This window comes from Nocardiopsis trehalosi NBRC 14201 (assembly GCF_001552555.1).
In the GTDB taxonomy this organism is placed as follows: Bacteria; Actinomycetota; Actinomycetes; order Streptosporangiales; family Streptosporangiaceae; genus Nocardiopsis_B; species Nocardiopsis_B trehalosi.
In genome coordinates, this window is the sequence record NZ_BCRK01000027.1 from 1 (window position 1) to 14,422 (window position 14,422).

At 74.6% G+C, this 14,422-nt stretch carries 10 protein-coding genes; 5 read left to right on the plus strand and 5 right to left on the minus strand.

The window, feature by feature from the left end:
- Positions 1–40 precede the first annotated feature (40 nt).
- Complete coding sequence (locus NT8_RS07525) at positions 41–1,678, minus strand: dolichyl-phosphate-mannose--protein mannosyltransferase (protein WP_067965688.1); 1,638 nt, start codon at positions 1,676–1,678, stop codon at positions 41–43.
- A gap of 98 nt (positions 1,679–1,776) precedes the next feature.
- Here NT8_RS07525 and rsmI point away from each other — a divergent pair, with 98 nt between their 5' ends.
- The gene (gene rsmI / locus NT8_RS07530; protein WP_067965690.1) at positions 1,777–2,637 is read left to right on the plus strand and encodes a 16S rRNA (cytidine(1402)-2'-O)-methyltransferase; all 861 of its coding nucleotides are present in this window, start codon (positions 1,777–1,779) and stop codon (positions 2,635–2,637) included.
- A gap of 93 nt (positions 2,638–2,730) precedes the next feature.
- On the opposite strand, the gene secD is transcribed toward rsmI, so the two are convergent.
- Complete coding sequence (gene secD, locus NT8_RS07535; RefSeq protein WP_067965691.1) at positions 2,731–5,346, minus strand: protein translocase subunit SecD; 2,616 nt, start codon at positions 5,344–5,346, stop codon at positions 2,731–2,733.
- Positions 5,347–5,416: 70 nt separating this feature from the next.
- Positions 5,417–5,812, minus strand: coding sequence for a hypothetical protein (locus tag NT8_RS07540; protein ID WP_067965693.1), 396 nt, complete (start codon positions 5,810–5,812; stop codon positions 5,417–5,419).
- 237 nt (positions 5,813–6,049) lie between these two features.
- Between NT8_RS07540 and metG the strand changes: the two genes are divergently transcribed.
- Positions 6,050–7,867, plus strand: a complete 1,818-nt coding sequence (metG, locus tag NT8_RS07545; protein WP_067965695.1) for a methionine--tRNA ligase — start codon at positions 6,050–6,052, stop codon at positions 7,865–7,867.
- 71 nt (positions 7,868–7,938) lie between these two features.
- Positions 7,939–8,862: a TatD family hydrolase gene (locus NT8_RS07550; protein ID WP_067965696.1), complete on the plus strand. Its 924-nt coding sequence runs from the start codon at positions 7,939–7,941 to the stop codon at positions 8,860–8,862.
- Positions 8,863–8,934: 72 nt separating this feature from the next.
- On the opposite strand, the gene NT8_RS07555 is transcribed toward NT8_RS07550, so the two are convergent.
- Entirely contained in the window at positions 8,935–10,035 is a 1,101-nt protein-coding gene (locus NT8_RS07555) for a CaiB/BaiF CoA transferase family protein (RefSeq protein ID WP_067965698.1), read from the minus strand.
- 295 nt (positions 10,036–10,330) lie between these two features.
- Between NT8_RS07555 and NT8_RS07560 the strand changes: the two genes are divergently transcribed.
- Positions 10,331–11,560: a resuscitation-promoting factor gene (locus NT8_RS07560; RefSeq protein WP_084468729.1), complete on the plus strand. Its 1,230-nt coding sequence runs from the start codon at positions 10,331–10,333 to the stop codon at positions 11,558–11,560.
- An 88-nt stretch (positions 11,561–11,648) separates the two neighbouring features.
- Positions 11,649–12,515, plus strand: coding sequence for a 16S rRNA (adenine(1518)-N(6)/adenine(1519)-N(6))-dimethyltransferase RsmA (gene rsmA, locus NT8_RS07565; RefSeq protein ID WP_067965699.1), 867 nt, complete (start codon positions 11,649–11,651; stop codon positions 12,513–12,515).
- 36 nt (positions 12,516–12,551) lie between these two features.
- Here rsmA and NT8_RS07570 read toward each other — a convergent pair whose 3' ends face one another.
- A complete protein-coding gene (locus NT8_RS07570) occupies positions 12,552–14,405 on the minus strand; it encodes a serine/threonine-protein kinase (RefSeq protein WP_084468730.1) in 1,854 nt (617 codons plus the stop codon).
- Positions 14,406–14,422: the final 17 nt, after the last annotated feature.

Here is a 14,422-nt window from a genome sequence, read left to right on the forward strand (position 1 = left end):
GCGCAGCGGCGGGCGGGGGCAGCCCGCCGCTGCGCGCGGATCAGGAACCGCCCGGGTCGGCGTTGCCGTAGATCCAGGTGCGGAACCACATCCGGCCCGCCCAGTCCTCGTAGGGGATCACCTCGGCGCTGAGGATGGGGTACAGGTAGGCGAAGTTGGCGATGACGAGGAGCATCACCACCCCGTAGAGCACGCCGCCCGCCACCCGCGCCCACGGCGCGTAGCCCGGGCTGGTCTCGCCCGGCCCCATGGCCAGGCCGAGAGCCAGCACGATGGCCAGGGCCAGGAACGGCAGCATCGGCAGCGCGTAGAACACGAACATGGTGCGGTCGGGGTAGGCGAACCACGGCAGCCACCCGGCGGCCACGCCCAGCAGCACCGCGCCCGCCCGCCAGTCGCGGTAGGTGACCCACCAGCCGAACATCACCAGCAGGGCGAGGATCGACAGCCACCACACCGCCGGGGTGCCGATGCTCAACACCGTGCTGGAGCAGCGGGCGGCGCCGCACGTGGTCTGCTCCCCGTCGTAGAAGAACGCCACGGGGGTGCGCATGATCAGCCACTCCCACGGCTTCGACGCGTAGTCGTGCGGCTTGGACAGCCCACTGTGGAAGTCGAGCATCTGCACGTGGTAGTGCGCCAGGCTGACCAGCGCGTTCACCGGGCCCAGCAGCCAGTCGGGCAGCCGCGACAGGGCGCCCTCGGTGGCCTGGGCGCCCCACTGCCGGCCGTAGCCGCCCTGGGTGGCCAGCCAGCCGGTCCAGGTGGCGAGGTAGACCCCCGCCGCCACGACCACCGTCTGGACGAACGCCGGCACCGCGTCGTAGCCGAGCCAGCGCAGCCCCGCGCCGCGCTGCCCGGCGCTGCGCCGCGCCCCGTAGTCCCACGCCACCGTCAGCAGCCCGAACGCGGCGAGGAAGAACAGCGCCGACCACTTGGTGCCGACGGCCATCCCCAGGAACAGCCCGGCGCCGATCCGCCACCAGCGCATCCCCAGCCAGCCGACCGCCGCCGCGCCCTGGTCGGTGAGGTCGGCCAACCGCGCCCGGGTGCGGTCGCGGTCGATCACCAGGCAGCCGAACCCGGCCAGGATGAAGAAGGTCAGGAACACGTCGACCATGGCGATGCGGCTCAGCGTGAAGTGCAGCCCGTCGAGCGCCATGATCAGCCCGGCCGAGCAGCCGAGGAGCCAGGACCGGGTCATCCGCAGCGCGATCCGCACGAGCAGCAGCACCGACAGGGTGCCGAACACGGCCGCCGCCACCCGCCACCCGGCCGGCGTCATGGCGTCCATGCCCGGCAGCAGCGACCACGCCCGGTCGCCCAGGGCGATCAGCCACTTGGCCAGCGGCGGGTGCACCACGAAGTCGGCGCCGCCGGTGAAGATGGCGTCCTCGCCGCGCGCCAGCATCTCGTCGGCGTTCTCGGCGGTCTCGTGCTCGTAGCCGTAGCGCCACAGCGAGAACGCGTTCTTGGCGTAGTAGGTCTCGTCGAAGTAGATGCCGTGCGGCTCGCCGAGCCGGATGAACCGCAGGACGCCGGCGAAGGCGGCGACGAGCACCGCGCCGAGCCAGCCGGCCCAGGCCGGGCGCGGCATCGGCGGCACCAGCCGCGAGCGGACGGTCGGCCGGGGCGCCGGCGGCGGTACGGATGCTGCGGGGAGGGCGGTGGTCGTCATCTCGGCTCTTAGAGTTGGGTCGGAGATGGATGGCAGCGCCGGGCCAGGGGCCGCGGGCGGGGTAGTGCCAACCGTAGCGCCTAGGGAACGGGTGGAACGTGACGGCTGGGGTACCGGATGCCGCGGATTTCGGGACGCTGACACTCGCCGGACTGCCCATCGGGCAGGTCGACGACGCGCCGCCGCGGCTGCTGCGCGCGCTGGAGGAGGCCGGTGTCATCGCCGCAGAGGACACCCGCCGGCTGCGGCAGTTCGCGGCCCGCGCCGGGGTGCGCCTGGGCGGCGACACCGGGGCCCGCGTCGTCTCCTACTACGACGCCAACGAGGCCCGCCGCGCCGAGGAGCTGCTCGGCGACCTCACCTCGGGGCGCGACGTCCTCGTGGTGACCGACGCGGGCATGCCGGGGGTGTCCGACCCCGGGTACCGGCTGGTGACCGCTGCGGTGGACGCCGGGGTGCGGGTCACATCGGTGCCCGGCCCGACGGCGGTCACCACCGCGCTCGTGCTGTCGGGGCTGCCCACCGACCGGTTCTGCTTCGAGGGGTTCCCGCCGCGCAAGGGCCTGGCCAACCGGTTGGCCGACCTCGCGGACGAGCGCCGCACCATGGTGTTCTTCGAGAGCCCGCACCGGCTCGGCGCCACCCTGGCCGCCATGGCCGAGGCCTTCGGCGCCGACCGCCGGGCGGCGGTCTGCCGCGAGCTGACCAAGACCTACGAGGAGGTGCGCCGCGGCCCGCTGTCCGACCTCGCCGCCTGGGCGGCGGGCGAGGTGCGGGGGGAGGTCACGGTCGTGGTGGCCGGGGCCGACCCCGCCGCCGCCGAGCGCACCCCCGCCGACCTCGCCGCCGCGGTCGCCGACCGGGAGTCCGCCGGGGTGCCGCGCCGCCAGGCCATCCAGGAGACCGCGCGGGCGCTCGGGGTGCCCAAGCGCGAGGTCTACGACGCCGTGCACCGCTGACCGCCGCCCCGACCGGGCCCGCACACGGGTGCGCCCCCGGCGGATTCCTCCACCGGGGGCGCACCCGATCGCGCCGCGGTCCGCGGCCGGGGGTCAGACGACGGCGCCGTCGCTCTGCTCCCGCGCGGTCCGGGTCTCGGCCCGCTGCTTGGTCTTCTTCTCCTTGATGACGTGCGGCGGCGGGGTCTTGTCGAACTTCTGCATCCAGATGCCCAGCGGGGCGCCCACGAACATCGTGGACAGCACGCCGGAGACCAGGCCCACCAGCATCGCGATGGAGAAGTCCGTCAGCGACGACCCGCCGAAGATCGCCAGCGTCGCCAGGATGAAGACACCGCCGATGGTGGTGTTCACCGTTCGCGGCAGGGTGTGCAGGATCGCCGTGTTGGTGATCGACTTGAAGCTCGACTTGGGGTCGCGCGCCCATTCGTCGCGCACCCGGTCGAACACCACGACCGAGTCGTTCACCGAGAAGCCGATGACGCTCAGGATGGCCGCGAGGAACACGCCGTCGATCGGCTTGCCCAGCCAGCAGAACAGGCCGATGACCACGACGATGTCGAACGCCAGGGCGAGCATGGTCGACAGGCCGAACGACCAGCGGAACCGCCACGCCAGGTAGATCATCTGCAGGGCGAGCGCGGCCACCAGGGCGATCAGCGCGCGGTTGCGCAGCTCGTCGCCCATGCTCGGACCGATCAGCTCGTCGGAGACGCGCTCCACGCCGCCGGTCTGCTCGCCGAGGGCGGTCTCGATGCGCTCGGCCTCGCCGTCGCTGATGGGGCCGGTGCGCACGGACACGTCGCCGTCACCGGACTCCTGGACCACCGCCGTCGGGAACCCGGCCTCGGAGACGGTCTCGCGCGCGTCGTTGACGCTGATGCTCTCCTCGGTGGTGAAGTCCATGACCCGGCCGCCGGTGAACTCCACGCCGAAGTTCGGCGGGCGGACGATCATGCCGAGGATCGCCGCGGCGACCACCGCGCCCGCGATGCCCAGCCACAGTCGGCTGTTGCGCATCAGGTCCGGGTTGCGCCGGGTCAGCCAGGCGCGCACCGAGCTGATCTTGGAGATGCCGGTGACGGCGGGGTGCTTGCGCACCACCTTGCGGCGGACCGCCCACTCCACGAACACGCGGGCGATGACCAGCGCGGACACCATCGAGGCGAGCGTGCCCAGGCCGAGCGTGACGCCGAAGCCCTGCACGTTGCCGGAGGCGAAGAAGAACAGCAGGGCGGCCGCGATGAGCGTCGTGATGTTGGTGTCGATGACGGCGCTCCACGCCTTCTCCGACCCCGTGACGAACGCCTTCTGCAGGTTGGGCGGGATGGCCCGGCGGCGGCGCCGCGACAGCACGCCCGCCTCGGCCTGCGCGGTCTCGGCCTCCGTCGCGTCGTCCAGCCCGGCCGACTTGTTGGCCGCGTAGATGCGCTGCTGGTGCTGGTACTCCTCGCGCGCGCGTTCGAAGATCAGCACGTTGGCGTCGATCGCCATGCCGATCGCGAGCACGAACCCGGCCAGGCCCGGCAGGGTCAGGGTGGCCCCCAGTGCCACCAGCGCCGCGTAGGAGATGAGGGTGTAGCAGGCCAGCGCGACGGCGGCGAGGAAGCCGACGAGGCGGTAGGCGACGCAGATGTAGAGGCCGGTCAGCAGGATGCCGATGCCGCCCGCGATGAAGCTGGCGCGGATGGCGTCCTCACCGAGGGTCGGGCCCACGGTCTGGCGCTGGATCTCCTGGACGGGCAGGGGCAGCGAGCCGCCCTCGATCAGCACCGCCAGCTCCCCGGCGCTCTCCTGGTTGAAGGTGGAGCTGGTGATGGTGGTCGACCCTTGGGTCTGGCCGACGTCGCAGGCGGTGTCCTGGTTCACCTCCGGCGAGGAGATGATCTGGTCGTCCAGGACGATCGCGATGCGGCGGGTCGGGTCGCCCATCTCGTTGCAGGCGGCCTGGCCGGTCAGCTCGGCCCAGGCGTCGGTGCCCTCGCCGCGGAAGTCGACGTTGACCTGCCACTGGGTGTTGGTGGCCTGGTCGAGCACGGCGTCGGCGCTGGCGACCTCGGTGCCGCGGATGGCGGGCGCGCCGAGCTGGAGCTGGTTGCCCTCCTCGTCGGGCAGGGTCAGCTCGACGTCGTCGGGGTTCTCGGCCGGCTGGCCGGCGGAGCCGGTGCCGGTCCCGGAGCCCTGGCCCTGCAGCATGGCCTGCAGGTCCTCCTCGGACATCTCGCCGGCGCCCTCCTCGGCGGCGCCCTCGCCCTCGCCGTCGCCCTCGCCGTCGGCCGCCTGGGCCGGGGCGTTGGCGTTGTCGGCGGGCGCCTGGACGCCGGTGCCGCCCGCGGGGGCGACCCCCAGGACGGGGTGGAAGCTGAGCTGGGCGGTCTGGCCGAGGATCTCGGCGGCCTCGGTGGGGTCCTGGACCCCGGGCAGCTCGACGATGATGCGGTTGGCGCCGGAGCGCGACATCGTCGCCTCGCTGACGCCCAGGCTGTCGATGCGCTGGCGCAGCACCTCGATCACCTGGTCGGTGTTCTCGGCGTCGGCCTCGGTTCCGTCGTCGCCGTCCTGGGTCTCCAGGACGATCTGGGTGCCGCCGCTGAGGTCGAGCCCCAGCTTGGGCGGGATGAACCACGCGGCGCCGAACGCGGCGACCACGATGACCAGGGAGACGACGCCGCGCAGCCAGCGCGCCCCTGATCCGGATTGACTGGACACTGGTGGTACCTCTCACGAGACGTGGTGGGGGGAGGGTGGGGCACCTCGGAGGAAGGTGCCGCGGGGACCGTCACACGCGTGTCGTGGAGGGCGGGGCGCGGCCGGGCGGCAGCCGGAGGGCGGCCGCGGTCTCGGGCGCGGCCGCCGACCGCGGCAGCGGGGCGAGCGCCCACGGGCCGCCGATGTCGGGCAGCAGCGCGCCCAGGGGGGTCCGGCCGTCGTCCAGGTCGCGCAGGACCAGCGGCCGGTGGTCGCCGCCCCACGCGGCGAGGGCGAGGGCGGTGACCCCGCCGTCGCGCCGCGGGTGGGCCGCCGCGTGCGGCCCGGGGCCCGGCAGGGCGATGGCGAACGTGGGCCGGTCGGGCGCCGGCGGGGGGGCGGCGGCGGGCGACAGCGGCACCCCGAACAGGGTGAGCACCGCCGCCAGGGCAGCGGCGGCCAGGGCACGGGGGACCGTGGTGACCACCGCCTTCGTCGCACCGCCCTCCGCGAAGGGCCCGGGGACCGCCGGCCGGGGCCGGGCGCCCCGCACCGGCGGCGGGGCCGGCGGGGCGTATGGGCCCGCCGGGTCTCGGCTGACACCCTACCGACGCGGCGGGGGGCCGTCTGCCCCCGCTGCGGCGGTTCGGCCGCGCCACCGGGGGCCCGGCGGCGCGGCCGAAAACCGTGCGCCGTCGCGCGCCGACGGCTTTAGGCTGGGGGCATGTCGTCGAAACGCCACATCCTGACCGCGGTGGCCTGGCCCTACGCCAACGGGCCGCGCCACATTGGGCACGTATCCGGGTTCGGGGTCCCCTCCGACGTCTTCGCGCGCTTCCAGCGCATGTCGGGCAACCACGTGCTCATGGTCAGCGGCACCGACGAGCACGGAACGCCGGTCCAGGTGCTCGCCGACCAGGAGGGCGTGACGGCCCGCGAGCTGGCCGACCGCTACAACCGGATCATCGTCGAGGACCTGGTCGCCCTGGGCCTGTCCTACGACCTGTTCACCCGCACCACCACCGGCAACCACTACTCGGTCGCGCAGGAGCTGTTCACCGGCCTCTACGAGAACGGCTACGTCTTCGCCCGCACCACCAAGGGCGCGGTGTCGCCGACCACGGGCCGCACCCTGCCGGACCGCTACATCGAGGGCACCTGCCCCATCTGCGGCTACAACGGCGCCCGCGGCGACCAGTGCGACAACTGCGGCAACCAGCTCGACCCGGTCGACCTCATCGACCCCCGGTCCAAGATCGACGGCGAGACCCCGGAGTTCGTCGACACCGAGCACTTCATGCTCGACCTGCCCGCCTTCGCCGCGGCGCTCGGCGACTGGCTGCGGGCTCAGGCCGGCCAGTGGCGCCCCAACGTCCTGAAGTTCTCGCTCAACCTGCTGGACGACCTCCAGCCGCGGGCCATCACCCGCGACCTCGACTGGGGGGTGCCCATCCCGCTGGAGGGGTGGAGCGAGCAGGCCAACAAGCGCCTCTACGTCTGGTTCGACGCGGTGATCGGCTACCTGTCGGCGGCCGTGGAGTGGGCGGCGCGCACCGGCGACCCCGACGCGTGGCGCCGCTGGTGGCAGGCCGAGGACGCCGAGTCCTACTACTTCATGGGCAAGGACAACATCGTCTTCCACGCCGAGATCTGGCCCGCCATGCTCATGGGCTACAACGGGGACGGCGACCGCGGCGGCGACCCCGGCTCCCTGGGCCGGCTCAACCTGCCCACCGAGGTCGTCTCCAGCGAGTTCCTCACCATGGAGGGGCGGAAGTTCTCGTCGTCGCGGCGGGTCGTGATCTACGTCCGCGACTTCCTGGAGCGCTACTCCGCCGACGCGCTGCGCTACTACATCATCGCGGCCGGCCCCGAGACCCAGGACACCGACTTCACCTGGGCCGAGTTCGTCCGCCGCAACAACGACGAGCTGGTGGCCACCTGGGGCAACCTCGTCAACCGGTCGATCGCCATGGCCGCCAAGAACATCGGCGCCGTGCCCGAGGCCGGCGAGCTGACCGACGAGGACCGCCGGGTGCTCGACGCCTCCCGCGCCGCGTTCGACACCGTGGGCGCGCTGCTCGACCGGTCGAAGTTCAAGGCCGCCCTCCAGGAGGCCATGCGCACCGTCGCCGAGGCCAACAAGTACGTCTCCGACCAGGCCCCGTGGGCGCTGAAGAAGACCGACCCCGAGCGCATGGCCACCGTGCTGCACGTGGCGCTCCAGCTCATCGACGACGCCAAGACCCTGCTGACCCCGTTCCTGCCGGAGTCCGCCAACAAGGTGTACGCGATGCTCGGCGGCACCGGCACCTGGGCCGGAATGCCGCGCATCGACGAGGGCGTCGACGTGGTGGGCGGCGCGGGCGAGCCCACGTCCTACCCCGTCATCACCGGCGACTACGCCGGCGACGCGGCGGTGTGGGCGTCGGTGCCGATCCGCCCGGGCACCCCGCTGTCGGCCCCCACCCCGCTGTTCGCCAAGCTCGACCCGAGCGTGGTGGACGAGGAGCTGGCGCGGCTGGAGCAGGCCGCCGGCTGACGCCGCGCGGCACGGGGCGGTGCGCGGCGTCAGCCGCCGCGCACCGCCGAGGTCTCACGGGAGGGACGACGATGGGCAAGCGAAGCGGGCGGGCGGTGCGCGACCGGAACACGCAGGAGCCGCCGCCGGCGCCCGAGCCGCTGCGCGTGGCGGTCCCCGACTGCCACACCCACATGGACATGCAGGCGCCCGACGTCGCCGAGATCGTCGCCGCGGCGGCCGCCGTCGGCGTGTCCCCGCTGATCCAGGTCGGGGTGGACGTCCCCAGTTCGCAGTGGGCGGCCGCCACCGCCGCCGCGCACCCCGGCGTGTGGGCGGCGGTCGCCCTGCACCCCAACGAGGCGCCGCGCATCGTGCACGGCGACGGCGCCGAAGGGGTCGAGGTCGACGACACCGACTGGGCGGGCAAGGCCCGCCCGGCCGCCGGGTGGGCCGGCCTCGACACGGCCCTCGCCGAGATCGACCGGCTGGCCGCGCTGCCGGAGGTGCGCGCGGTGGGCGAGACCGGTCTCGACTACTTCCGCACCGGCGCCGAGGGCGTGGCCGCCCAGCAGGCGTCGTTCCGGGGCCACATCGGCATCGCCAAGCGGCACGGGCGCGCGCTGATGATCCACGACCGCGACGCCCACGACGACGTGCTGCGCCTGCTGGAGGAGGAGGGCGCGCCGGACACCGTCGTGTTCCACTGCTTCTCCGGTGACGCCGCCATGGCCAAGCTGTGCGCCGAGCGCGGGTACTACATGAGCTTCGCCGGGAACGTCACGTTCGCCAGCGCCCAGCCGCTGCGCGACGCCGCCGCCGCGGCGCCGCCCGAGCTGGTGCTGGTCGAGACCGACGCGCCGTTCCTCACCCCCAAGCCGTACCGGGGGCGGCCCAACGCGCCGTACCTCGTCCCGCACACGCTGCGCGCGCTGGCCGAGGCCAAGGGCATGGCCGAGGACGACCTCGCCGCGGCGGTCGCGGCGAACGCGCGCCGGGCCTTCCGACTGGACTGACCCGCCGGGCGGGTCCCGCCGGGCCGGCCTGTCGACCCGCCCCGGCGGCCCGGGGCCGACCCGGCGCGGGCGTCAGTCGGCCGCCACGCCCCACTCCCGCAGCACGTCCGCGAGGTCGGGCTCCGGGTACCCGGGGTCGCGGGTGTTGGCGCCGGGGGTGCGGCCGAACCGGGGCGCGGGGCCGGGGAACACGGCGTCGCCCTTGCGCACCACCGAGCCGCGCGCCCGCACGTGCGGGTGGTCGGGGGCCTCGGCCATCGACAGCACCGGCTGCACGCACGCCTCGGTGCCGTCGAAGTGCGCGGCCCAGGCGTCGCGGTCGCGGGTGCGCAGCACCGCGGCGAACCGCTCGCGCAGCTCGGGCCAGCGGTCGCGGTCCCACTGGTCGGGCAGGTCGGCCGCAGCCAGGCCCAGGCCGTCGAGGAACGCGGCGTAGAACCGGGGTTCGAGGCAGCCCACCGACACGTGCCGGCCGTCGGCGCAGGTGTAGACGTCGTAGAAGGGCGCACCGGTGTCGAGGTAGTTGGTGCCCCGCTCGTCGGTCCACGCCCCCCGCGCGCGGTCCTCGTAGACCATGGACATCAGCAGCGCGCTGCCGTCGACCATCGCGGCGTCGACCACCTGGCCGAGGCCGGAGGACTGCCGCTCGACCAGGGCGGCCAGGATGCCGGTGACCACGAACATGGTGCCGCCGCCGAAGTCGCCCACCAGGTTGACCGGCGGCACGGGCGCCTCCCCCCGGCGGCCGACGCTGTGCAGGGCGCCGTTCAGCGAGATGTAGTTCATGTCGTGGCCGACGGTGCGCGCCAGGGGGCCGTCCTGCCCCCACCCGGTCATGCGGGCGTAGACCAGGCGCGGGTTCAGCTCGGCGCAGGCGTCGGGCCCCAGGCCGCACCGCTCCAGCACACCGGGGCGGAAGCCCTCCAGCAGCACGTCGGCGGCCGCGACGAGGCGGCGGGCGGTCGCGGCGCCCTCCTCGGTCTTGAGGTCGGCGCCGACGACGGGCCGGCCGGCGCTCATGTGCGGGCGGTGCCCCTCGCGGGCGGCGCGCGCCGCCTCGGGCCGGTCGACCCGGACCACGCTCGCGCCCAGGTCGGCCAGGAGCATGGCGGCCATCGGCCCCGGGCCGATCCCGGCGAACTCCACGACCCGGACTCCTTCGAGGGGACCCATCAGCGAACCTCCAGCGCGGTCGGTGGAACGAACGTCGTTCGGTCGACCATTCTGGCGCGGTCGGCGGTGGTGCGGGCGCGCGGGGCGGCCCCGGCCGCCGGAGCGCTCACGGCCGGGAATCGGGCGATACCAAAGCGGAATCGCGGAACGCGTGATATTTTCCGAACCACCCCCCGCGGCAGGCCCGGCCCCCTCTCCTCTCGCCGCCGCCGCGGACACGCGCGCCGGGCCGCCCTCTGCTCCCGGCCCGCCCGCCGTCCCAACCCGCATCGCGAAGGTCGAGGCAATCGTGCGCATGTCCCCGTCAGGTTCCCGCGGCTCCCGCCGCGGTGCCCGCAGAGCGTCCACGGACGGATCCGCCGCGGAACCGCGGCCCCGCCGCACCGGCGGCCGCGGCGGCCGCGGCGGCGGTCGGCTCCGCTCCCGCGGCGTCGTCATCGGCGCGGTCGCCGCCGCCGTCCTGCTGGCCGCGGGCGGCGGCACCGCCTTCGCCATGGACCAGCGGGTCACCCTCGACGTCAACGGCGAGCGGCAGACCGTGCACACGTTCGGCGGCACCGTCCAGGACGTGCTCGACGCCGCCGAGGTCGAGCTGGGCGAGCACGACGCGGTCGCCCCCGCGCTCGGCGACGACGTCGCCCGCGGCGGCAGCGTGCTCGTGCGCACCGGGCGCGAGCTGACCCTGCGCGTCGACGACGAGGAGCCCCAGACCCACTGGGTGACCGCCCTGACCGTGGGTGAGGCGCTGGACCAGCTCGGCATGGGCGGGCAGGCCCTCGACCTGTCCGTCGACCGGGACGAGGCCATCCCCGCCTCCGGGCTGGAGGTCGATGCCGCGCGCGGGCAGCACGTCGTCATCCTGCGCGACCTGGTGCGCATCGAGACCGACACCACGGCCGACACCGTCGAGGCCGTGCTCGCCGACAACGGCATCACCCCCGGCGAGCACGACGTCGTGAAGCCGGACCTCGACACCAAGCCCACCGAGGGCATGGTCATCGACGTCATGGAGCTGCTCACCGAGCCCGTGACCGAGGAGGAGCCGATCGAGGCCGAGATGGAGGAGCGCGAGAACCCCGACCTGCCGGAGGGCGAGGAGAACGTCGTCCAGGAGCCCCAGGACGGCGTCCGCGAGGTCACCACGGCCATGGTCATGAAGGACGGCGAGGAGACCGAGCACGTCCTCAAGGAGGAGGTCGTCGAGGAGCCGGTCAACGGCATCACCGAGATCGGCACCAAGTCCCCCGAGCCCGAGATCGAGACCAGCGGCGACGCCGACAGCCTGAACTGGGCCGCCCTCGCCCAGTGCGAGTCCGGCGGCGACCCCACCGCGGTCAACTCCGCGGGCGGCTACTACGGCCTCTACCAGTTCTCCATGGCCACCTGGCAGTCCACCGGCGGCAGCGGGTCCCCGGCCGACGCCAGCCCCGACGAGCAGACCGCGCGCGCCAAGAAGCTCTACGACATGGTCGGCGGCAACTGGCAGAGCCAGTGGCCCGAGTGCGGCGTCCACCTGTTCGACTGACCGCCCCGATCGACCACCCGGCGGGGGCGCCGACGCGCCCCCGCCGCAGCGGGCCGGCGCACCCGCGCCTGCCTGGCAGGATGGTCGGGTGACCGCTTCAGATACGCCCGACACCGCCCGCCTGCTCACCCCGGCCGACGTGCGGCGGCTCGCCGAGCGGATCGGCGTCCGCCCGACCAAGGCCCTCGGCCAGAACTTCGTCATCGACGCCGGGACGGTGCGCCGCATCGTCCGCGTCTCCGGGGTCGGCCCCGACGACACCGTCCTGGAGGTCGGCCCCGGGCTGGGGTCCCTCACCCTGGCCCTGCTCCCGCACGTGCGCCGGGTCACCGCCGTCGAGATCGACCCGCGCCTGGCCGCCGAACTGCCCGCCACGGTCGCCGACCACGCCCCCGGCCTCGCCGACCGGCTGGCGGTCGTGACGGCCGACGCGATGCGCGTCACCGAGCTGCCCGGCCCGCCCCCCACCGCGCTGGTCGCCAACCTGCCCTACAACGTGGCCGTCCCGGTGGTCCTGCACCTGCTGGAGCTGCTGCCGTCGCTGGAGCGCGGCCTGGTGATGGTGCAGTCGGAGGTCGCGGACCGGCTCGCCGCCCGCCCGGGGAGCCGCACCTACGGGGTGCCCTCCGCCAAGGCCGCCTGGTACGCCGACGTGCGCCGCGCCGGCGCGGTCGGCCGCAACGTGTTCTGGCCGGCGCCCAACGTCGACTCCGGCCTGGTGGCGCTGCACCGGCGCCCCGCCCCCAGCTCCACCGCCCCCCGCGCCGAGGTGTTCCGGGTGGTCGACGCCGCGTTCGCGCAGCGCCGCAAGACGCTGCGGGTGGCGCTCGCCGGATGGGCGGGCTCGCCCGCGGAGGCCGAGGCGCGGCTGCGCGCCGCCGGGGTGGCCCCCGCGACCCGCGGGGAGGCGCTGGACATCGAGGCGTTCGCCCGGATCGCCGAGGCCGCCGGCTGAGACCGGCCGCGGGGCGGCGCCGCCGCCCCGCCGGGGTCAGGAGGCGTTCGGCACGTCGCGCACGTCGATCCGCGCGGCCTCGCCCTGGTCGCCGCTGCTCAGCAGCAGCTCACCGGAGTCGGCGACGCCGGCGTCGGCGACCAGGAAGGTCAGCATGCCCTCGCCCTTGGCGTTGGCCGCGATGGGCTGCCACAGCGTGGCCGACGCCTCGGCCAGCGAGGGCTCGCGCGCCGGGTGGAACTCCTGGCCCGGTCCCCGCAGGCGCTGCTGGTCGGCCTGGATCAGCAGCTCCTCGTCGGAGGTGTTGTGCACGTTGACGACGAAGACGCAGTACGTGCCGCCCTCGGGCTGGGAGCGCCCCTCGACCCGGGTCGTGCACTGGTACTCGCGCACGGCGAACACCGCGCGGCCGTCGGCGGCCGTGTTGCCGGCGGCCTCGGACGGCTCGCCGGACCCGGACGGCTCGGCGCCGGCCTGGCCCTGGTCGGCCGCCGCGGAGCCGTCCGCCTGCGGGTCGTCGGACTGCCCTGGCCACGACAGCCGGTTCAGGCCCAGGAGGGTCAGCACGGTGACGAGGAGCAGTACCAGGACGGCCGCGATGACCGCGGTGACCGCGACCCAGCGCGACCGGCGCCGGGCGGGCTGCACGGGCCGGTGCGGGGGCGGCGGCACCGGCGGCACGTAGGGCTGGGCGTGCGGCCGGGTGGCCGACGGCTGCTGCCGGTCCTGCGGCCCGGGGCCGACCCGGGGGATGGGTCCGGTCTGCGGGGCGGCCACCGGGAACTGCCCGGTCTGGTGCACCGGGGGCTGCTGGGCGATGCCGCCGCCCGGGCGCTGCATGGGCTGGCTGAGGTGCGCCGGCATCGGGCCCTGCTGCTGCCCCGGGTAGGGGTGCGGCGGTCCCGGCGGCGGCCCCGGGCGGCTCATGCCGGGCGCGGTCTGGTGCGGGTTGGGCGGCCCCGGCATCGGGGGCATCGGGCCCATGGGCGGCAGGTTGGGCCGCCAGGTCTCGTGCAGCCGGTGCACGATGCCGTTGCCCGCGTTGCTGGACTCGTCCTCGCCGCCCGCCAGCTCCAGCAGCAGGTCCTGCGCCTTGGGGCGGCGGTCGGGCTCCTTGGCGAGCGCCTGGGCCACCAGGCGGTCCAGGGGGCTGTCGAGCCGGCCGAGCTGCGGCTCGGCGAACAGCACCCGCTTGCCCAGGGTCATGGCGTCGCCGTTGCCGAACGGGTGCGCCCCGTTGCCGGCGAAGGCCACCAGGCAGCCCCACGCGAAGATGTCGGCCGCGGTGGTGACCTTCTCCTCCAGCAGCTGCTCGGGCGCCATCCACCCCGGGCTGCCCATGACGATGCCGGTCTGGGTGTGGTTCGACATGGTGTTCATCGCGCGGGCGATGCCGAAGTCGATGACCCGCGGCCCCGACAGCGACAGCAGCACGTTGGCCGGCTTGAGGTCGCGGTGCACGAGCCCGGCGCGGTGGATGGCCGCCAGCGCCGCCGCGACGCCCAGCGCGAACCCGTGCAGGGTGCTGGAGTCGAGCGGCCCGTGCTCGGCGATGTGCTCGGCGAGCGCGGTCCCCGCGATGTACTCGGTGACCATGTACGGCCGGTTCTCGAACGTGCCGTGGTCGAGCACCTTCGCGGTGCAGAAGGAGGCGACCCGCCGGGCGTTCTCCATCTCGTCGTGGAACCGGGCCCGCGTGGCCTCGTCGAAGGCGAGTTCGGGCCGGATCACCTTGATGGCGACCTGGGCACCCTTCTCAGGGGTGCGGCCGAGGTAGACCGTCCCCATTCCTCCGCTGCCCAGGCGACCGGCCAGCACGTAAGGACCGATGGTCGCCGGATCTCCGGCGGCCAGCGGTTCCAGGTTCTTCGGGAGCCCATCCGACGGCAAGCGACCCTCCCCGACGG

Coding starts and splice junctions, on each gene's coding strand:
- NT8_RS07525 (WP_067965688.1), bottom strand. CDS start 1,678: ATGACGACCACCGCCCTCCCCGCAGCATCCGTACCGCCGCCGGCGCCC.
- NT8_RS07555 (WP_067965698.1), bottom strand. CDS start 10,035: ATGGGTCCCCTCGAAGGAGTCCGGGTCGTGGAGTTCGCCGGGATCGGC.
- NT8_RS07550 (WP_067965696.1), top strand. CDS start 7,939: ATGGGCAAGCGAAGCGGGCGGGCGGTGCGCGACCGGAACACGCAGGAG.
- metG (WP_067965695.1), top strand. CDS start 6,050: ATGTCGTCGAAACGCCACATCCTGACCGCGGTGGCCTGGCCCTACGCC.
- NT8_RS07560 (WP_084468729.1), top strand. CDS start 10,331: ATGTCCCCGTCAGGTTCCCGCGGCTCCCGCCGCGGTGCCCGCAGAGCG.